Source organism: Enterococcus sp. BSD2780061688st2 D3, assembly GCF_005844145.1.
GTDB lineage: Bacteria > Bacillota > Bacilli > Lactobacillales > Enterococcaceae > Enterococcus_B > Enterococcus_B durans.
The window spans coordinates 111,978-131,296 of sequence record NZ_SPHN01000006.1 but is presented as its reverse complement, the minus strand read 5'-3'; the positions used below and the strand labels follow the sequence as shown (position 1 = coordinate 131,296).

Here is a 19,319-nt window from a genome sequence, read left to right as displayed (position 1 = left end):
TTATACTCCTTACAACACATCTGAAAAATGTGGTTTCAATCTACGGAACACTGCAGATCCGATTATAAAAATAGCTAACGTGAAGACCCAGAAATACAACGTGTACATCCCATGCTCCCAGAACCAAGCTTGACTTAAGAATGATTCGCGGTAGCCTTGGACAACGTAATATAGTGGGTTCAATTTAAGGATCTTGATGATCATTGGGTTAAATTGTGCTGGACTCCAAAGGATTGGCAATGTCCACATGATCAACTGTAGTAAAATAGTGATCAGCTGCATTAGATCGGGTAAAAAGGGTTGGATCGATGCAGTCAACCAAGTCAATCCTGTTAAAAAAGCGCACATACAGAACAAATAATAAATCAATTGCAATGTCATCGCAGTAGGAAAAATCCCATAAATTGCCGCAACTAATAACCCAATCAAAATAAAGAAAAGATGGGTATAAAGGTTCGCTAAAATTTTAGTCGTTGGCAAAATGCGGATATTGAACACTACTTTTTTCACTAAATACGTATACTCCCTAAAAACAAGAGTTGTCGAAGTAAATGCATCAGAGAAAAAGAACCATGGAACCATCCCAGTGATCAAATAAACGATAAAGGGATATTTTCCGTCAGTCATCGCTGCTTTTAGACCAAAGCCGAAAACTAACCAGTAGATCAAGACAGTAAATACTGGGTTGATGAACGCCCATAAAATTCCTAAAAAAGAGCCCGCATAGCGTGACTTGAAATCATTTACTGAAAATTGAAGCAATAACTTTCTGTTCTGATAGATATCTTTCATAAATAAAAACAGATCTTTAAACATTTGTGTTCCTCCAAGCAATTTCTGTTAATTACAGTCATGTGCCATTCTACCACATTTTTATTGACGGACTGCGATATTCTTTATTTCTTAATTTTCTATTAAGTAAACTTAACTCTAACGTTCTTATTTTACAAAAGATAGCCAGTAATTGCAATGCAGCCCTTGCCTAGACAACAGTCAAAATGCTCTTTCTCTAAGAAAAAGTCGCCAATTACTAAAATTTGATTTACAAATTTTAGTAATTGGCGACTTTTAACTGGTTCCTTGATTGAACTAACCATTAGAAATAGATACGCTATGAATCATTTTCTTAATGCGTCGCTTCATAGTGACGGGCAACTCTTGATGTCGTAGGTTCTTCCGTTTCTATTGGCATAGCATTCAATTCAGGCTGTTGTTTCGGTAGATCATAACGATGAGTGGTCATCGCTAATAGTAGGTAGACAATTGGTAACCAAGCAAATGAGGTAAGTGTATCTTCCATGAATGACTGCATCATCACTGCAAAAAAAGCCCACAGGAAGGTAACTTGTCCATTTGATAAGTCACCATTTAATGTTAGTCTTCCAACGTAGACGAGGAGCAGAATTGCTGCGATTACTACACCTATTAATCCATAGAGGTTCAGGAATGAATTATAGCTGTTATGGTTACCCAAATATTGCGTTCCTCGTTGAAAAATAAATGGTTTCATTCCAAGCCAAACCTGTTGGCTTTTTTCTGCGATCGTGTCGTAAAATTTCAACCAGATTTCTTCTCTACCCGTGAAAATATTGACTTTTTCTGAAACAGCAGCTAAAAAGGAAAGTGGTAATGCCAACACAGCAACGGCAAAGTATCCTAGGAATGGAGCTCTGATCTTTTTAAAGAATTGCTTTGGCCAGATATCTAATAAAACAAATACGATCATGGCAATCAATGCCCCTCTCGATTGACAGACCCAAATCCCTAAAATACCCGCAACTAACGCAGGTACCCCTAGCAAGCGTACATACCATCGTTCAAATGAACTAGCAAAGCTGCTGATCAATAAGGAAAGCATCATCAACGAACTACCAATCGTATTGGTATTGATCCAAATATCTGAAAGTCCATTATTTGGCGTCCAGATACTTTGTCCTTCTGGAACCTTTATTTCAGTGAATACGCGATAAACAGTAATGCCTAAAAAGATATAAAAAACCAGCATATAAACTGCTCGATCCAATTTATCAAATTCGATCCATTTCACGATCAGTACTAATGCCACAATAAGAGGGATCAATAAGTCAATATACATTGAACTATCTCTAACATCGCGAAAATGAGCATAAAAGAAATAAACTATTGCTGCAATTGCGAGATAGAAAAAGTCAAAACCTCTTATTTTGTAGAGATTCAATGCAAATAAAATAAAGATACCATATGTCACTAATAATGAACTATTGTTATACAAAAAGGTGGCTGAAGGAACACTTAGACCTACTGTCCAAATGAAAAAAATAGCTGATACAAGTAATAATAACAGTACTGCACTCATTTTATTAATCAATTTTTCTACTATCGTTTGAATTTTCTTTCCCTCCTTCTATTCTATTTGATTATACTGTTTTTGAAAAATAAACAAAAGTTTTATTTTAACAATCGATCAAATAGCAAGAAATTCCCAAGAAAAAAAAGACAGATCATTTAAAAATAGTTCATCCTATTTCTATAAATGATCCGTCTTATTACGGAAAATCAGCTTTTTACTCATCGTTTTAGGACGAGGTAATAGCTGTATTTTTCTTATTTTTACCAATTGACTACGTTATCAGTAGTGGCGTTATTGATATTACTCAAATCATTTTCAGGATAAGTCACTTCAAATATCCTATACCCGTCGTTATCTGGACCATAAAGTTGAGTAAATTGTGCTTCACCAAGCAAATTATAATCTGTTAACGGACGCTTGCTTACTACGTAGCGGATCCCTAGCTTTTCTGCATCTTTGAAATTCAACGTTACAGAAAACATATCTGGGCGGTCTAGTATATAAGAAGTGTCCTCCTTCGCAATAAACGCTCGCGTATGGGCATAACGATTGTAGTATTTCTCGTACTCTTTATCTGGATCGATTTTTTTCCAAGCATTCATATCTGGATAAAAACGGACTGTATTAAATGATTTTACACCTAATGTTGGCGTAAAATTATAGAGTTCATCTTCTGACAACCACACTTTTCCAGGATCTTGCTGATTGATTTGTTGGATTTCTTTTGCCAATGTTTTTTCAAAAATTGCCCCTGTTCCTTCTACGACTGGATTGACGAAACAGCCAGAAGCCACGATCAATGCTGCAAACGAGAGATAGAACAAACGAGCATGATGGAATAAAACAAAAGCCAACATCAAGGTTCCCAACACAACAATTGCAGTGATTTCCATAACAGAAAAATAATCAGCCATTCTTGAATTCATCAACGCATACGTATAAATCCCCGCATTCACAATTAATAGGATAAATTTATACCATGTTGGAATAACATCTTCTTGCCAAATATACGCAATAAACCATATCGTCAGTAGACAAGCCGCAAAGCTAAATGTTAAATAGGCTCTAGCCGTTGGTACATAAGACAATAGAGTAATTTCAGCAATTTCCTTGGGTAATCCCACAGTGATCCAAAAAATCGCAAACAAACAAAATAACATCAAAACTCGACCAAACAATTTTTGTTCACTATTTTTTTTGCCAAATAACACAAATGGACTAGCCAAAAAAACGGTCGGGAAAAAGTGATAAAAGAGTGCCACTTCTGAATTATTAGAAAAAGTGATATCTTTAAAAGGAATCTTCCAGTTTGTCAGAAAATAGAAAAATTTACCAATTGTCCAATTTCCACCTGTACTGACACGTTTCCCAGGATACAATGTATTTAACGAAGCCATCAAGGCATCTTTAGAAGTGAGCCAAAAATGGACCATGATCCCACCAATAAAAAGAACAGCTCCGATAATCAAAACAGCATCGAACCAATCCCAAGTAATTTTTCTCCCGTAGTAGATCAGCAATCCAATAAAATAAAAGACAAGCAAATATGCGAGCATCACTTGATGCGCTGGATAAATGACTAAGATAAACCCGAGCCCAAAAATCACAACCAACAACATCATCAACGCCCTGAGCCACTTCTTCTCATGCTGGTAAAAATAATGGTAAAAAGCGACCATCAGACCTAACGTGAAGAATATCAGATCGCCTACATGCTGCATGAACCACCATTGAACAGCTGGTGAAAAGGTCAGTGCAAAAGAACCAATCAGTGACAATGCTTTTTTCTTTCTTGTTAAGATCATTAAAACTTCAAAGCCTAATAAGACCATGACAACCAGTTTCATCGCCCAATAAAAAGATAGCCCACGATCTCTTCCAAGGAAAAAGAAGCCCCAGTTAAAAGGTTTGCCGATCACTGTGATATCTTTTACTGGCGAATTATAAGCAATGATCATATTTTGACCACTTAGTGAATAATCATCATTTACTAAGGGATAATCATTTTCAGCTTGTGAAAGATAAAATGGCGTTTGGACTAACCATTCATCTGAACGCACCTCTCGATTTTGGCCAAAAATCACATCTGTCTTCTTACCATCTTCTCGTTGTGAGATATATTTATCCCATGTGCCGAGAGAACTGCCATTTAGATTGAACGTAACAATGACTACGATGACTAAAAGACCAATCAAATAACGAAGTTTTAGAAATACATCAAGAAAAGAAAAACCTGACTGTTCTTTTCTTTTCGATGTCTGTCGTGCACTTCTTGTTTGTTTTTCCATATCATTCTCCAATTTCTTGTTTCTTTTCTTTTAATAATGAGGAAAAACATTCATATCTATTGATTATTTTTGGCTGCCACTAGCATTTTTTCCAATGCTTCCTGCCAAGTAGGGATAACAAAACCTAATTCCTCTGCTTTTTTCAAACTCATGACAGAATATTGCGGGCGGACGGCTTTTTGTGGATATTCTTCTGAAGTGACTGGTGCCACTTCAACATTTGTTTCTTTTAAGATTTCTTTGGCGAATTCATACCATGAACAGCTATCTTCATTCGACAAATGATAAATACCGTAAGGCGCTTGTTGTTCAATCACGTAGACCATGAATTCTGCAAGTGTTCTTGTCCATGTTGGTCGACCAAACTGATCATTGACGACCGTCAAGCGATCATGGGTTTCTGCCAAACGTTGCATCGTGAAGACAAAGTTATGACCATAAATACCGAATACCCAAGAAGTACGGATAATGTAGTAATCATCTAAAATATCTTGGACAGCTTGTTCTCCCAATAATTTTGTGCGGCCATATTCATTCAAAGGATTCGTTTCATCATCAACTTCATATTCTTTGTCTTTATTTTTGCCATCAAAGACATAGTCCGTGCTGATATACACTAATTTTGCCCCTGATGCTTTAGCTGCAAGCGCCACATTTTTTGTTCCATCCACATTGATTTTTTCATCTAATTCTTTGCCTTCTTCTTCGGCTTTATCTACCGCAGTATACGCTGCACAATGGAAAATGATTTCTGGTTTCAATTCAGTGATATAAGCCATTGTTTTTTCAGCATCTGTAATGTCTAATTCTTTCGCATCTGTTGATACATAAGATAGTCCTTTTTCATCTAATAAGTGGCGCAACTCTGTTCCAAGTTGTCCATTTCCTCCTGTTAATAAAATCATTGTTGTTCTCTCCTCTTTTATCGTTTTAAAAAAGGGTCTGTAACAATTGTCACAGCTCCCCTTTTATAATTTGTGATACATAAGTAAAACAATATATTTTCACGTTACCAACCGCATCTTCTCAGATACCGACAAGCTACGTGTAGTGGATCTACTGTCCGTTTTTAGCATAAGCTGCTTCAACAGCTTCTTTTTCTTTTTTCCACCAGTCTTGATGGTCTTCATACCATTTGATAGTGTCGGCTAAACCGTCACGGAAATTAGTGAATTCTGGTTTCCAACCAAGTTCTTCACGTAATTTTGTTGAATCAATCGCATAGCGAAGATCATGACCCGCGCGATCATTGACATGATCATAAGCATCTTTAGGTTGCCCCATCAATTCTAAAATCAATTCCATCACTGTTTTATTGTCTTCTTCACCATCTGCACCGATCAGATAAGTTTCGCCGATCTTTCCTTTAGTCAAGATCAACCACACAGCAGAAGAGTGATCGTTTGTATGGATCCAGTCACGAACATTTTTACCTTCGCCGTATAATTTTGGACGAATGCCACTTAAAACGTTGGTGATTTGTCGTGGAATAAATTTCTCAATATGCTGATATGGGCCATAATTATTTGAGCAATTTGAAATCGTCGCTTGTAAACCGAAAGAACGCACCCACGCTTTGACTAACAAATCTGAGCCAGCTTTCGTTGAAGAATAAGGGCTTGATGGGTTATACGGTGTTTCAGCAGTAAATTTTTCGCCTACTCCTTCTCCATGCCCAGGCAAGTCTTCACGTAGTGGAAGATCTCCATAGACTTCGTCTGTTGAGACATGATGATAACGAACGTTGTATTTACGGCAAGCTTCAAGTAATGTATACGTGCCTATGATGTTCGTTTGAACAAATGGAAATGGATCTTTTAAAGAATTATCATTATGTGATTCTGCCGCATAGTGCACGACAGCATCTGCATTTTTTACTAAAGAATCAACGATTGTCGCATCAGCAATATCTCCTACGACTAATTCTACACGATCGCTAGGAAGCCCCGCCAGATTCTCTTTGTTTCCAGCATATGTCAACTTGTCTAAGACGGTTACATGGACTTCTGGATGATTATTTACCACATAGTGGACAAAGTTGGAACCGATAAAGCCGGCACCACCAGTAACAATGATATTTTTCATATGAATCTCACTCCTCGTCAACTGTTAGATTTCACCATAAACAAATGGATTTTCTGCTTCAAATTCTTTTAAAGTCGGATGGTTGTGGTCTTTTTCAGACATGATTGCCTTTGAAAGATCGATTGGCCATTCAATTGCTAGATCCGGATCATCAAACGCGATGCCGCCATCTGCTTCAGCATTATAGTAGTTGTCACATTTATAAAGAAAGTTTACATTTGGTGTAAGTGTGACAAAGCCATGGGCGTATCCTTTTGGTACTAACAACTGACGATGATTGTGTTCAGACAAGATGAACCCATCCCATTGACCATAGGTAGGACTTCCTTTTCTGATATCCACGACTACATCTAAAACAGCCCCTGATGTTACTCGGATCAGTTTTGTTTGCGCTGCTTCTCCTTTTTGGAAATGAAGGCCACGAAGAACGCCAGCTTCAGCTGACAGCGAATGATTGTCTTGGACGAAATCGAAGTCTAAGCCATATTCAGCAAATTTTGCTTTTGAATAACTTTCTGTAAAAAAACCACGATGATCGCCAAAAACATCCATTTCGATGATTTTAACATCTGTTAATTTTGTATTGGTTACTTTCATTACTAAAGACTCCCTATTCAGAGGCCAATTTTAAAAGATATTGACCATATTGATTTTTTTTCAGTGGTTGAGCTAGCGTAGCTAGTTGTTCTTTATTGATATAGCCCATGCGGTAAGCTATTTCTTCTAAGCAAGCGACCTTTAGATTTTGTCGTTTTTCGATTGTTTCGATAAAGGTAGATGCTTCTAGCAATGACTCATGGGTACCAGTATCAAGCCATGCATAGCCGCGTCCCATCAATTCTACAGAGAGATTGCCTTTTTCTAAATAAGCTTTGTTCACATCAGTGATTTCTAGTTCCCCGCGTTCTGAAGGCTTGATATTTTTAGCAATCTCTATGACTTCATTGTCGTAGAAATACAGACCTGTTACTGCATAATTTGATTTCGGTTTTTCCGGTTTTTCTTCGATTGATAAAGCATGCATATTTTCATCAAATTCAACGACACCAAAACGTTCTGGATCATTTACATGATAACCGAAAACTGTTGCGCCACTTTCTTTCGCTGCAGCCCGTTGCAACATTTTGGATAATCCGCCGCCGTAATAGATATTATCGCCTAAGACAAGACACACACTATCATCACCGATAAATTCTTCTCCAATGATGAACGCCTGTGCTAAACCATCTGGACTTTCTTGTACTGCATATTCGATCTGAAGGCCTAATTCACTACCATTACCAAATAGATCCTTGAATCGTGGTGTATCTTGAGGTGTCGAAATGATCAAAATTTCTTTGATACCTGCCAACATCAAAGTTGACATTGGATAATAAATCATTGGTTTATCATAGATTGGCATCAACTGTTTCGAAGTTGCTTTAGTCAAAGGATACAAGCGAGTCCCGCTTCCTCCTGCAAGAATGATTCCCTTCATGAATATAAGTTCTCCTTTTATTTGGAATTTTACTTTGTTATTATCTCATCAAACTATCTATTTGTCATGAAATTCTTGACAATTTATACATCTTTTATCAACGTCTCAACCATTTTCTTTTGGCAAGAGCCTTTAGCAAATGGAGCCGCCAAGAAATTTTCTGACGAATCTTTGAATGGGTATTGATTTCACTTACATTGAAATCATGCCTGCGATAAAGTGTCAACGGTTGTCGAATAAAGCCGACATGTTTTCCACCTAATAAACCGATCCACATATCATGCATCGGAACATCGATTGGAATAGGCAAAATGTCTTTTTTCAAAGAAGAACGAAATGCCATTCCCGCCCCGATATAGTGACTGCGGATCAAATTATTCAACCATCCCTCTTTTGACTGACGATACTCAAAATAAGAAGAGTGACGTTCATTCAATTCACTATCAACAATCACAAGATCAGAAACTACTACTAATTGTTCTGGATGTGTTTCAAAATACGCTGCTATTTTGTCGACTTTTCCTTCTAGCCACACATCATCCTGATCTGCTAAAAAGATGATATCACCTTTCGTCTGTTCAATGGCATGACCAAAATTAGCAATAAGCCCTTTTTTTGGTCCTTCAAAAATTTTGATCCGTGCATCTTTTTCAGCATATTCCGCTAGAATCGCTAATGTACCATCTGTGGAACCGTCATCAGAAACAACCAACTCATCATTGGTTGACAGCTGTTTTAAAATACTGTCTAGTTGTTCTTTTAAATATTTTTCACCATTAAAAGTAGCCATACAAACTGAATGCACAAACTCACACCTTCCAATTTTCAGCAAAGGATTGTAAGGTCAATCGCCAGATTTTTCTGTTTTTGACTGTCAAAAACTGCTTTGCTGTACGCAGTAATAATTGTTTTCGATGTTTTTTTAGTAATCCTTGATCATAATTTTGGTAAAATAGAGTTTCCGCCTGTAAAATAGAGCGGTATCGATTCACGTTCACCTTCGTATAATCAAGCACGGAAAGATCATGTTCGATTTTCTGAGGTAAAACAGCTACTTTTTTCTTTCGCTGGTGTATTTTCCAAAATAACCAATGATCCAAAAAATCGAGAGGAAATTCAACATTGAATCCTCCGATTTCTTTTAAAAAATCAATGGAAAAAGCGGCGCCAGAATTAATCGCCATCAATCGGTCGCTAACGAGTTGTGGTTTATCCACCATTTGGACTTGGCGATTCACATACTGATCTGCATAGACCGGTGAAATTTGACGTCCATGATCATAAACCATGGGAACAGCAGCTACTTGATCCTCTACCCAAATAATCTGCAATAACTCATCAAAGTACGACTCGCTTAATCGACTATCTTGATCCAATAGAACAAAAGAAGAATGCTCTTTTTTAGCATGCGCTAACGCATAATTATAAGCTTTTGCGAGCCCTGGATTTTCCCCATCATGATAATACAAAACATTATCTGTCTCAAAAAGCGGGTCTGTTTGTGGTTCACGACTATTGTCATACACTACGAGTTGAATCTTTTTTTTAAAGACAGCTTTGGAAAAAAGATCATATGAAGGCATGTGGGACAAACTTTGTTGATAAAGAACAACCACAACTAATAATTGATTTTCCATCAAAAAAAAGTCCACCCCCACTTATTGAAAAATTTCCCCATCGAAGTCAAGAATACGCGGAAAAGTTTAAAATTCCGATGGGCGCCTTTACCATATAAATGGATGATCGAATACTTTGGTGTATAAAGAAGTTTATATCCTGCCTTTTCGGCTTTTAAACAGAGATCATTATCTTCAAAGTACATAAAGTAACGCTCATCAAAACCATTGATTTCTTTGAATTTTTTGACATCTATCATCATAAAACTCCCAGAGATCATACGAACATAGCTATTCGAGTCCTCAGGCAATTCCCGACATTCAAACGTTGCAAGTCGTTTGTCAAACATCTGTTTGACAAAGTGGAAAGGAATAAAACGTAAGATATAATCAAACACAGCCAATCGCTGACGAATCAAATACTGTGTCGTACCATCTTCGTTCAATATTTTAGGTGCGAGCATCGCACATTCTGGATGCTCTTTTAAAAGTTGAACTAATTCCACGATTGTTTGTTCTTCAACTAAAACATCTGGATTAAAAATGACTGCATAAGGAGATTGGCTTGATAACAAGTTATGATTGTGACCATACCCAAATCCTTTATTTTCTGCATTGAAATAAATTTTGATATACGGATATTGCAGATACTCTTTTAATTTTTCTTGGTAGTCTGGCATAGAGCAGTTATCAAATATCAGAATTTCGATGTTTGGCTGATCCTCAAGACTTGCAATAAGCGTATCTAGGGTTTGAAAGATTTTTTGGCTATTTGCCGTCACAATACTGATTAAAATTGGCTGTTCGATTCTTTTTTCCATTTAGCGTCTATTCCATTTCTTCTTGTATTTCTGTATCACTTGTGTCCGATAGTCTTTATTACCCAAAAAGCGCAAGGTCTTAAGAATATACTGATGCTTCTCATTGATCAGACCAATCAATTCGAATAATAGAATCGCTGCAAAAAGCATAGAAATGATCAAAACGATTGTTCCTAGTTCTCCAGTGTAATTCATGATCATCGCTGTGAAGGAAAACATCAGTGCTATCGCATAAATCGTTAAAACCGCTCCTTTATGAGTAAAGCCTAAGCTCATCAAGCGATGATGTAAATGTTTTTTGTCCGCAGTAGAAAATGACACACGATTGGCTTTTCTTCTCACGATAGCAAAAAATGTATCCGTGACGGGTACTCCCATGACGATAAGTAACGAAATAGAAGAAACAAACGTCACATTCTTTAATCCTTGTAAAGAAAGAACTGCCATCATGAATCCTAAGAAAAGTGCCCCTGTATCTCCAAGATAAATCTTTGCAGGATAAAAATTATACGGCAGAAAACCAATGATACTTGCTACCAAACAAAAGATGACAATAGGTATATAAACCGTAGAAGCATGTAAAAAAAAGTACCCAATAATACCGATCGTGATCAATCCGATCAATGATATCCCAGCTGCTAATCCATCTAGCCCATCAATCAGATTCACTGCATTTGTAATACCAAAAATCCAGAATATGGTCACTGGAAAACTCAGCCAACCTAATTCGATATAACCGAAAAACGGTAGCGTAAACGAATCGATATGGATGTCTGCAACAAAATAGATAATCAAGGATGCCAATAATATCCCGACGCTTTTTTGTTTCGGTGTCAACTCAAATTTATCATCCAACACACCTGTTATGATAATGACTGAAGCAGCGAATAAAATAGGAAGGATATAAAATTTGGGAATAATATCACGAAAAAAGAATAGCGTCGATGCCACAAATGAAAGAAAAATAGGTAAGCCTCCAGCAGAAGGCATTGGAACTTTATTGATGCGTCGTTCATTTGGTTTATCGACCATTCCTGTTTGTACTGAAATGATTTTAAATATAGGAGTTAATATTAAAGATAATAATATCGTTGAGAAAAATCTTATGACCATACTAAATGAAACAAGCATATCGGCACCTACTTTAATCTAAGAGTTCAAAAGTATTATAAAAACACTTCTATGCATTTGACAAGAAGAACTCTCATATCTAATTTTTTTTATGAGAAAATTTATTTTTCAAACGAGTGATCCATTTATTAGTAGGATCTCGTCGTTTTTTTACTTCTTTACCTGTTATGTATTCCTGCACAACAGCATTGATGATCCCGCCAAGTATGATGATGGTTGCTGCAAAATTCAACCACAACATCAGCACGATAAAACTTCCGATGATTTGATAGCCGCTGACTCGTGTTGCGAAATACTTTGCATAAATACCAAATACTTGTGAGAGCAACATCCAACCGACTGTTGCAAAAATCGTTCCTGGAATCACTGCCTTTAGCTTTAGTTGCGCATTGGGAACGATCAAATAAATCAAAAACATAATAACGAATAAAGCAACCAACGTAATTGGCCATTTCAATGTTTGGAATTGATCAATGAAGTTCACAGAAAATTTAAAAATAGGTTGGATTGCTTCTAAAATCAACTGTCCAAGACCTAAAACGATCGTCACTCCACTGATTGCAAACATAAACAAAAGGATCACTACAAGTGAAAAAAAACGGACGATCAAAAAGTTTTTTCTGTTTTCCACACCATACGCTTTGTTCATGGCAATTTGCAGTGCATTGATACTCTGACTCGCAGACCACAAAGCTGCCAGAGCAGACACTGACAAAAGTCCGCCCGAGCTTTGAGTTAGCAGGTTTTTAACTGCCGGACCGATAAACTGATAGATCGTCTCTGGAATCACTTCTCGTACATATGTCAAGACTGTTTCTTGGTCGATATGGAGAAATGGCAAGATATTCCCGAATGCAATAATCAGGGGGAACAATGATAGGAGTAAGTAATATGCTACAACAACAGACGTAGTTCCCATCTCTGAATCAGTGATACGTTTTTGTGTTGTTTCAATAAACCGCATCAAGTTTTCATTCTGTTTGATTCTTGCCAAAAGTTTCATAAAATTCTCCCATATCTATTCATTTAGTTGATCAATAGGTACCTTCTTCACCTTGAGATGTCAAAATTCTTGGACCATCTTTTGTGATTGCTAAGGTATGTTCATATTGGCAAGACAGACCACCATCTCTTGTATACGCTGTCCAGCCATTAGGATCCATTTTCATTCTCCATGTCCCAGTATTTACCATTGGTTCGATCGTGATGACCATTCCTTCTTTCAAGCGTAACCCTTTGCCGGCTTCACCGTAATGAGGGACTGGTGGCTCTTCGTGGATCGTAGGACCGACACCATGACCAATAAAATCTCGGACCACAGCTAAGTTTTCCCCTTCTACATATGTCTGGATAGCATGCCCGATGTCACCGATACGGTTGCCTACTTGTGCTTGTTCGATCCCTAAATAAAGTGCTTTTTTCGTTACCTCCATCAAACGATCGATTTCAGGTGTAGATTCGCCAACAACGTAAGACCAACATGAATCGGAAATTCCACCCTTTAAGTCGATACACATATCGACTTTTACTAGATCTCCGCTTTTTAGCGGTTTTTTACGTGGAAAACCATGACAAATCTCATCATTGATACTGATACATGTTGCATATTCGTATCCTTCAAAACCGATTTGTGCAGCAATTCCTCCATGGCTTTCGATATAATTACGAACAAATACTTCGATATCCCAACTTGTTATCCCTGGTTTGATAAAATCTCGCAGATTTTTATGTACATCCGCTAGTAAGGCACCAGACTCTGCCATCGTTTCAATTTCTCGTGCTGATTTTAATGTAATCATACTTTCGTCTCCTTTTTACAAATCCTTTTCATTTTACCATAGTAGCTTGAATTTCGCCAAATCAGATTCTCTCAAATCACTAAGTTCTGTTTTCTTTTACTCGATGTTTTGGTATACTTTATAAAAATGAACACTTCATTTCATTTATTAATCAGGAGGCACAACCCATGGCTTTAGCAAAAATTGTATATGCAAGTATGACTGGAAATACAGAAGAAATTGCGGATATCGTAGCAGAAGCTTTTGAAAATTTAGATATCGAAGTTGAGATCAACGAGTGTACCCAAGTGGATGCAGATGAGTTTGAAGATGCAGATATTTGTGTCGTCGCCACTTATACATACGATGACGGTGATTTACCAGATGAGATTGTTGATCTATATGAAGACTTACAAGAATTAGACTTATCCGGAAAAATCTATGGTGTGTGCGGCTCAGGTGATACCTTTTACGATGAATTTTGTAAATCGGTAGACGACTTTGATGCAGCATTCGCCAAAACTGGTGCTGTCAAAGGTGCAGAGAATGTCAAAGTCGATCTGAACGCTGAAGAAGAAGACATCGAGAATCTTGAAGCTTTCGCAAAAGCACTTGCAGCAAAAATATAAAAAGAACGCATCCTGTCGGAGAGAAGTGACAGGATGCGCTCTTTTTATCATTAGAAGCATTTAATTTCGGAAATCAACGGGTACGCTTGGCAGAGATTTTCAACGGCACAATGAATGGTTATCAATCCACTTCGATCGGTTCTTTCAAATTCAAAATAGCATCAATATTATCTTGGATGATTTTTTCAATCTGGTGATCTGTGGGGTGGATGATGTTTGAGGACATCAAGGCAGCAATACCTGTAGCAATAATCCAAGTACCATTATGCAAGGATTCGATTTGTTCATCTGACAAGTACGCATATTGGGGGTCGTCCTTGACCATTTGTACAAAATAATTATGAGAGAAAGCCTGCATCTCCTTTCCCCCACCATATTCTTCTAAGTACAATGAACTATATAGTTTTTTCTCGCGATTAGCGAAATGGATATAGTTATAAGCTAAATCAATAATCGTATTCCCAGTATGTACTACAGGAAACACTTCATATTTTAAGTAATCATAGATTTGTACAAACAGTGCCCGTTTTAAGTCATCCATGTTTTTAAATTCAAGATAAATCGGTTGGGTGGAACAATTCATCTTATTTGCAATATTTCTAGCAGTAAATCTTGAAAAACCTTCTGTGGTAGCCACTTCATATGCAGCTGACAAAATCTGCTCCTTTGTAATCGTCTTTTTTCTTGCCATAATTTTTTAATCTCCTTGAAATTATTTATAACGCTTCCACCATTGATTGATTTTATTGTAACATTTTTTTTTTACTATACACAACTTGTTTTTGAATATTTATAAAAATACTCAAATCAAAGCAATTATCAAGAAAAAGAGCACTATTTTTTTATCCAATAAATTAACATTTACATGTTTATGCAAATTGTATATACTTTTATTAAGTGTTATCATACAAATAGTTATCCGATAAATAATGAGGAGGAAAAAAACTATGTTAGCAAATTTTAATGAAAATCTTGAAAAATACGCACGTTTGATCGTTGAAACTGGTGTCAGCGTAAAAAAGGATCATACCGTTGTCCTACAAATCAACGTTGATCAGGCTCCTCTAGCACGTTTGATTACAAAAGAAGCTTATCAATCAGGTGCAGCTGAAGTCATCGTTCAATGGACAGACGATGTCATCCAAAAAGAATTTCTTTCTCATGCAGCAAATGATCGTCTCGAACAAATCCCTCAATATAAAATTGATCAAACAGACGATTGGGTAGCTAAAGGTGCAAGTCGAATCAGTGTCGTTTCATCCGATCCTGAAGCATTTGCCGGAATCGATAGCGATCGTGTAGCCACATTTCAAGCTGTCTCTGGCAAAGCCTTGATGAATCTTCGAAAAGCGACACAAGCAAATAAAGTAAGTTGGACAGTTGTTGCAGCAGCAGGCAAACAATGGGCTGCAAAAGTCTTCCCTGATCTACCTGAGGAAGAACAGGTCGATGCTTTATGGGATCAGATCTTTAAAACTACTCGTGTGTATGAAGAAGATCCAATATTAGCTTGGGAAAAGCATGATGAAACATTGGCGCAAAAAGCTGCAGAGCTAAATAAAGAACAGTTTTCTGCTTTACACTATACTGCCCCAGGTACAGACATCATTATAGGGTTGCCAAAAAATCATCTTTGGGAAGGCGCTGGAAGCTATAACGCCCGTGGCGAAAAATTCATGGCAAATATGCCAACGGAAGAAGTCTTTACTGCCCCAGATTATCGACGGATCAATGGGTATATTTCTAGTACTAAACCACTAAGTTATGCTGGGACTACTATTTCTGGAATGACATTCACATTTAAAGATGGAAAAGTCATCGATTTTTCTGCAGAACAAGGTCAAGACGTATTAGCAAAATTATTGGATACAGATGAAGGTGCCCGTTCGTTAGGAGAAGTAGCGCTTGTACCTGATCCCTCTCCTATTTCTCAATCAGGTATCATCTTCTATAACACATTATTTGATGAAAATGCATCCAATCATTTAGCACTCGGCGCCGCTTACGCATTCAGTGTAGAGGGCGGAACAGAAATGACCGATGAGGAACTAGCAGAAGCAGGTTTGAATCGAAGTCAAACTCATGTGGATTTCATGGTAGGATCCGATAAAATGAATATTGACGGCATTCGTGAAGACGGCTCAACAGTTCCTGTTTTCCGCAATGGTAATTGGGCATGATCAGTTAGCACCCCCTTCTCCATTAAAGAATGAAATCAGAATTTTTTACTGATTAATTATCCTAAAAACTAGCAACTATCACTGACTAGGAGAAATTTTCTTGGTTAGTGGTGATTGCTAGTTTATTTTTTTCTGACTATCTGCACATCTTATCCATATCCATGAGAAAATTCCATTTGAATGACATTGATGCTAGCAATACTTGAAAGACAGCCTAAGACCTACTGAGGTACGAATACATTCCTTGATGTGTTGATTTTTCTACAATTAAAAGTGCTCGAAAAATCATAAAAACGACTTTATCAAAAATGAGAAAAAAGCGATTTGTCACCTTCTCTAAAAAAAGGTAGAATGACTTATTACTATCTTAAGCGCAACAAGTTTTTTCATGGGACCAAAAAAATCCGTACTCGAACTGGCATACGGCAGACTGTTCTTGTTAGACAGATTCTTTACAAAAAAATCCAACCTAGAAAAGAGGAATTAGAAATGAGGAACTCGTATTTTGATGGCGGATTAGTGACGTATATCGGCATATCGATCCTAGCTACCTTGATTACCGTGTGTACTTTCGGCATCTGTGCACCGTGGGGAATTTGCTTGCTGTATAATTGGAAGATCAAGCATACAGTGATCAATGGAAAAAGACTGCATTTCGATGGTACAGCAATGCAATTATTTGGAAATTGGATCAAGTGGCTATTTCTGACATTTATCACGCTGGGGATTTACGGTTTTTGATTAAACATCAAATTGGAACAATGGCGAGTGAAACATACGCATGTAGCAGGTTGATTTTTATGGTTGATTTTTATCTATTAAGTACAGTTTATGTATCGAGGTGTTTCATTTGCTTCCTCTATGAGAAGCGGTGACCCAAGATAAAACATCGATACTGTTCACTACTTTATATGAAAATGATAACTTGTTTGGCGTTTTTTGCACAAATACAAAGCAAGAATGTGGGAAAAATCTAAAAATCAGTTTTGCTTCAGACTCTCAAATAAACGGCGTCCAAAAGGCAGATCTTTCGTAAATTTCAAAAAAACGAGTGTGAGACAGAAGTGTTTCTTACTTTTGTCCCACGCTCGTTTTTTTCTCTCCAATTTCTCAAACCTAAACGACTTTTGTCTCGCTCTATATATACGTTCCTGACTGGGATCGAACCAGCGACCTATCGCTTAGGAGGCGATCGCTCTATCCTACTGAGCTACAGGAACAAAAACTCAATACTATTATTTTAGCTTGTTTATATGCCACATGCAAGCTTCTATTCTAAAATCTCTTGGTTTTAACGAGGCAAAACGTTTCCAAGACAGACCCTGTAATGATAAAATGTACTTATAAATTCAGGTGATAGAGGAGGTTTTTTTATGAATGACAAACCAAAAGAAAAAGTTTATGCTGAACGTTTCGATGCATCGAAGAAAGAACGAGAAGAACTTTCAAAAAAGGCAATCGATCAGCATGAAAAAAACAAACCTCAGAAAAAAGAGAGTCGAAAGTTTAAATTTACCAAAAAAGACGATTTATTATAAAATTGAAAAAAAGAGCGTGGGACAAAACTAAAAATCAGTTTTGCCACAGACTCTAACTCCGAATAAACGGTGGGAGCAGAAGCAACTCCTTCAAAAATAAGCCGGAATTCACAAAAATTTGAAAAACAATTTTCGTGAATTTCTTCTTATTTCTCGGAGTTAAACACTTCTGTCCCAACCTCTTTTTTATCCCAACATATCCTCTTTACTTAAAAATAATCATTTAAAATCGGCTGTTGCTGAGGAAAAAGCAAGTTCAATGCAGCGATCGATTCACTAACCTTGATTTTATCATAAAAAACCAATTCATCTAACTTACGATAAGCCATCAATAGCTGAGTCATATGCTGGATGTTTCCACTGATGGTGGGCAAATCAGTTCGCTCGACTTTTTTTAGCTGATTTTTCCCATCAACGATATGGACCTCAAAGATTCCTTCATTCCATTTTGCATACTCATCTTCGACGATCTCCACAGCAAATGCAGTATTTTTTCCATTGAAGGGGTACGACTCTAAGAAACGTTCTATGTCAACGATCCGTCCCATCATGTATGGTACCACGGTCATTTTAGCAAATGGATTTTGCAATAAATAATTTTGGCTATTGCCTGAATATCCGCAAGCATACTCAAATGATTCAAACGCCCCACTATGCGAACCGACAAAGCGAACAAGTGCCTTAAAAGCCTCATGTGTCAAGTAGCCCCATTCTACTATCTTGAACGTTGGTGCTGTTAATTGGTATACAACATATCCTTTTGCTTGACCCGTTTCATCATAATATAAGGCGTAATGATTTTCTTTTCTGACTTTAAACTTATAATTGTACCACCATGATTCTCTTTTCAACCCGCCCCGACTATTCTCAGGCATTTGTGAATAGATGGTATCCATTGCTTCTTTCGCTTGATCGAATGACAGACGTTTCATTTTTCCTGATGTCTTTTTCACATTTGGTATGTCTCTGCTATCTAGTTGGTAGTTTGCTTGATCAAATACCTGCTCATAACCATAACGACGATAAAACGGATATGAGAATGGCGCTAGATAGGACAGGCTGACCTTTCTTTCACGACAATCTTTGAGGATTTTTTCCATGATTTGATTGATCCCGCCTTGTCCTCTTGCTTCGGGATAAGAAGCAACGTAACCGATTCCTGCCATCAAATATTCTTTCCCATGAAATTCAACAGGAAAAGGGGTAGCCATTACTTGACTGGTTAATTGATCGTCCTGATCAAAAAAGCCATAATTCCATGAATGTTCAGCAAGCATTCGGAATTTTTCTCTTCTTTCTACCGTATCCTTTGCATTGAATGCATAAATCGCTAGATCACACATTTCATCGACATAATCAAGTCCTACTTCTTTCACATCATTTGCCATCATTATTACCCCTTCCATCAACACAACAAAATTGTGACAAGACTCGTTCAATAATAATC

General features: G+C 37.2%; 19 protein-coding genes and 1 tRNA gene. 4 read left to right on the top strand and 16 right to left on the bottom strand.

All coding sequences use genetic code 11. The features are described 5' to 3' along the window. Window positions 1-9 precede the first annotated feature (9 nt). The 13 genes from FGQ66_RS06905 to map all read right to left on the bottom strand — a co-directional run bounded on the left by FGQ66_RS06905 (window position 10) and on the right by map (window position 13,546). The gene (locus FGQ66_RS06905; protein WP_005880971.1) at window positions 10-816 is read right to left on the bottom strand and encodes an ABC transporter permease; all 807 of its coding nucleotides are present in this window, start codon (window positions 814-816) and stop codon (window positions 10-12) included. A 310-nt stretch (window positions 817-1,126) separates the two neighbouring features. Beyond that, window positions 1,127-2,368, bottom strand: a complete 1,242-nt coding sequence (locus FGQ66_RS06900; protein WP_270777852.1) for an EpaQ family protein — start codon at window positions 2,366-2,368, stop codon at window positions 1,127-1,129. A 221-nt stretch (window positions 2,369-2,589) separates the two neighbouring features. After that, a complete protein-coding gene (locus FGQ66_RS06895) occupies window positions 2,590-4,617 on the bottom strand; it encodes a DUF7657 domain-containing protein (protein WP_113845395.1) in 2,028 nt (675 codons plus the stop codon). Window positions 4,618-4,673: 56 nt separating this feature from the next. Continuing rightward, complete coding sequence (gene rfbD / locus FGQ66_RS06890) at window positions 4,674-5,522, bottom strand: dTDP-4-dehydrorhamnose reductase (RefSeq protein ID WP_113845394.1); 849 nt, start codon at window positions 5,520-5,522, stop codon at window positions 4,674-4,676. Between the two features lie 151 nt (window positions 5,523-5,673). Next, on the bottom strand, window positions 5,674-6,702 hold the full coding sequence (rfbB, locus tag FGQ66_RS06885) for a dTDP-glucose 4,6-dehydratase (RefSeq protein ID WP_053108853.1): 1,029 nt from the start codon (window positions 6,700-6,702) through the stop codon (window positions 5,674-5,676). A gap of 24 nt (window positions 6,703-6,726) precedes the next feature. Then, complete coding sequence (gene rfbC / locus FGQ66_RS06880; protein ID WP_005880979.1) at window positions 6,727-7,299, bottom strand: dTDP-4-dehydrorhamnose 3,5-epimerase; 573 nt, start codon at window positions 7,297-7,299, stop codon at window positions 6,727-6,729. Between the two features lie 13 nt (window positions 7,300-7,312). Next, on the bottom strand, window positions 7,313-8,179 hold the full coding sequence (gene rfbA, locus FGQ66_RS06875) for a glucose-1-phosphate thymidylyltransferase RfbA (protein WP_005880980.1): 867 nt from the start codon (window positions 8,177-8,179) through the stop codon (window positions 7,313-7,315). Between the two features lie 97 nt (window positions 8,180-8,276). Continuing rightward, window positions 8,277-8,984, bottom strand: coding sequence for a glycosyltransferase family 2 protein (locus FGQ66_RS06870; RefSeq protein ID WP_113845393.1), 708 nt, complete (start codon window positions 8,982-8,984; stop codon window positions 8,277-8,279). Window positions 8,985-8,988: 4 nt separating this feature from the next. After that, window positions 8,989-9,816: a glycosyltransferase gene (locus FGQ66_RS06865; protein ID WP_053108843.1), complete on the bottom strand. Its 828-nt coding sequence runs from the start codon at window positions 9,814-9,816 to the stop codon at window positions 8,989-8,991. Further along, window positions 9,816-10,616 (bottom strand): glycosyltransferase family 2 protein, encoded by an 801-nt coding sequence (locus FGQ66_RS06860; RefSeq protein ID WP_113845392.1) that lies wholly within the window; start codon window positions 10,614-10,616, stop codon window positions 9,816-9,818. Before FGQ66_RS06860 ends, FGQ66_RS06865 begins: the two co-directional genes overlap by 1 nt. Then, window positions 10,617-11,747 carry a glycosyltransferase family 4 protein gene (locus FGQ66_RS06855; RefSeq protein WP_053108839.1) on the bottom strand — a complete coding sequence of 377 codons (1,131 nt, stop codon included), beginning with the start codon at window positions 11,745-11,747 and terminating at the stop codon, window positions 10,617-10,619. A 79-nt stretch (window positions 11,748-11,826) separates the two neighbouring features. Further along, window positions 11,827-12,750 (bottom strand): YihY/virulence factor BrkB family protein, encoded by a 924-nt coding sequence (locus FGQ66_RS06850; protein WP_005880989.1) that lies wholly within the window; start codon window positions 12,748-12,750, stop codon window positions 11,827-11,829. A gap of 31 nt (window positions 12,751-12,781) precedes the next feature. Beyond that, complete coding sequence (gene map, locus FGQ66_RS06845) at window positions 12,782-13,546, bottom strand: type I methionyl aminopeptidase (RefSeq protein ID WP_005880991.1); 765 nt, start codon at window positions 13,544-13,546, stop codon at window positions 12,782-12,784. Window positions 13,547-13,713: 167 nt separating this feature from the next. On the opposite strand from map, the gene FGQ66_RS06840 reads away from it, so the two are divergent. Continuing rightward, entirely contained in the window at window positions 13,714-14,154 is a 441-nt protein-coding gene (locus FGQ66_RS06840) for a flavodoxin (protein ID WP_053108837.1), read from the top strand. 121 nt (window positions 14,155-14,275) lie between these two features. Here the strand turns inward: FGQ66_RS06840 and FGQ66_RS06835 are convergent, their stop codons facing one another. Continuing rightward, window positions 14,276-14,845, bottom strand: a complete 570-nt coding sequence (locus FGQ66_RS06835; RefSeq protein WP_113845391.1) for a TetR/AcrR family transcriptional regulator — start codon at window positions 14,843-14,845, stop codon at window positions 14,276-14,278. Window positions 14,846-15,101: 256 nt separating this feature from the next. Between FGQ66_RS06835 and FGQ66_RS06830 the strand changes: the two genes are divergently transcribed. Together FGQ66_RS06830 and FGQ66_RS06825 are read left to right on the top strand one after the other, a co-directional pair. Then, entirely contained in the window at window positions 15,102-16,334 is a 1,233-nt protein-coding gene (locus FGQ66_RS06830; protein ID WP_113845390.1) for an aminopeptidase, read from the top strand. Window positions 16,335-16,823: 489 nt separating this feature from the next. Continuing rightward, complete coding sequence (locus FGQ66_RS06825; RefSeq protein WP_113845389.1) at window positions 16,824-17,075, top strand: YjgN family protein; 252 nt, start codon at window positions 16,824-16,826, stop codon at window positions 17,073-17,075. Between the two features lie 405 nt (window positions 17,076-17,480). Here the strand turns inward: FGQ66_RS06825 and FGQ66_RS06820 are convergent. Next, window positions 17,481-17,554, bottom strand: a tRNA-Arg gene (locus FGQ66_RS06820). 153 nt (window positions 17,555-17,707) lie between these two features. Between FGQ66_RS06820 and FGQ66_RS15140 the strand changes: the two genes are divergently transcribed. Next, window positions 17,708-17,872: a hypothetical protein gene (locus FGQ66_RS15140; RefSeq protein WP_053108829.1), complete on the top strand. Its 165-nt coding sequence runs from the start codon at window positions 17,708-17,710 to the stop codon at window positions 17,870-17,872. 209 nt (window positions 17,873-18,081) lie between these two features. Here the strand turns inward: FGQ66_RS15140 and FGQ66_RS06815 are convergent, their stop codons facing one another. Continuing rightward, window positions 18,082-19,260 carry a GNAT family N-acetyltransferase gene (locus FGQ66_RS06815; protein ID WP_053108827.1) on the bottom strand — a complete coding sequence of 393 codons (1,179 nt, stop codon included), beginning with the start codon at window positions 19,258-19,260 and terminating at the stop codon, window positions 18,082-18,084. Window positions 19,261-19,319: the final 59 nt, after the last annotated feature.

What these genes read in the sequence shown, in the direction of transcription:
- FGQ66_RS15140 (WP_053108829.1), top strand. Translation starts at nt 17,708, where the DNA reads ATGAATGACAAACCAAAAGAAAAAGTTTATGCTGAACGTTTCGATGCA.
- FGQ66_RS06855 (WP_053108839.1), bottom strand. Translation starts at nt 11,747, where the DNA reads ATGCTTGTTTCATTTAGTATGGTCATAAGATTTTTCTCAACGATATTA.
- FGQ66_RS06895 (WP_113845395.1), bottom strand. Translation starts at nt 4,617, where the DNA reads ATGGAAAAACAAACAAGAAGTGCACGACAGACATCGAAAAGAAAAGAA.
- FGQ66_RS06860 (WP_113845392.1), bottom strand. Translation starts at nt 10,616, where the DNA reads ATGGAAAAAAGAATCGAACAGCCAATTTTAATCAGTATTGTGACGGCA.
- FGQ66_RS06905 (WP_005880971.1), bottom strand. Translation starts at nt 816, where the DNA reads ATGTTTAAAGATCTGTTTTTATTTATGAAAGATATCTATCAGAACAGA.
- map (WP_005880991.1), bottom strand. Translation starts at nt 13,546, where the DNA reads ATGATTACATTAAAATCAGCACGAGAAATTGAAACGATGGCAGAGTCT.
- rfbC (WP_005880979.1), bottom strand. Translation starts at nt 7,299, where the DNA reads ATGAAAGTAACCAATACAAAATTAACAGATGTTAAAATCATCGAAATG.
- rfbD (WP_113845394.1), bottom strand. Translation starts at nt 5,522, where the DNA reads ATGATTTTATTAACAGGAGGAAATGGACAACTTGGAACAGAGTTGCGC.
- FGQ66_RS06825 (WP_113845389.1), top strand. Translation starts at nt 16,824, where the DNA reads ATGAGGAACTCGTATTTTGATGGCGGATTAGTGACGTATATCGGCATA.
- FGQ66_RS06835 (WP_113845391.1), bottom strand. Translation starts at nt 14,845, where the DNA reads ATGGCAAGAAAAAAGACGATTACAAAGGAGCAGATTTTGTCAGCTGCA.
- FGQ66_RS06865 (WP_053108843.1), bottom strand. Translation starts at nt 9,816, where the DNA reads ATGGAAAATCAATTATTAGTTGTGGTTGTTCTTTATCAACAAAGTTTG.
- FGQ66_RS06815 (WP_053108827.1), bottom strand. Translation starts at nt 19,260, where the DNA reads ATGGCAAATGATGTGAAAGAAGTAGGACTTGATTATGTCGATGAAATG.
- rfbB (WP_053108853.1), bottom strand. Translation starts at nt 6,702, where the DNA reads ATGAAAAATATCATTGTTACTGGTGGTGCCGGCTTTATCGGTTCCAAC.
- rfbA (WP_005880980.1), bottom strand. Translation starts at nt 8,179, where the DNA reads ATGAAGGGAATCATTCTTGCAGGAGGAAGCGGGACTCGCTTGTATCCT.
- FGQ66_RS06830 (WP_113845390.1), top strand. Translation starts at nt 15,102, where the DNA reads ATGTTAGCAAATTTTAATGAAAATCTTGAAAAATACGCACGTTTGATC.
- FGQ66_RS06840 (WP_053108837.1), top strand. Translation starts at nt 13,714, where the DNA reads ATGGCTTTAGCAAAAATTGTATATGCAAGTATGACTGGAAATACAGAA.
- FGQ66_RS06850 (WP_005880989.1), bottom strand. Translation starts at nt 12,750, where the DNA reads ATGAAACTTTTGGCAAGAATCAAACAGAATGAAAACTTGATGCGGTTT.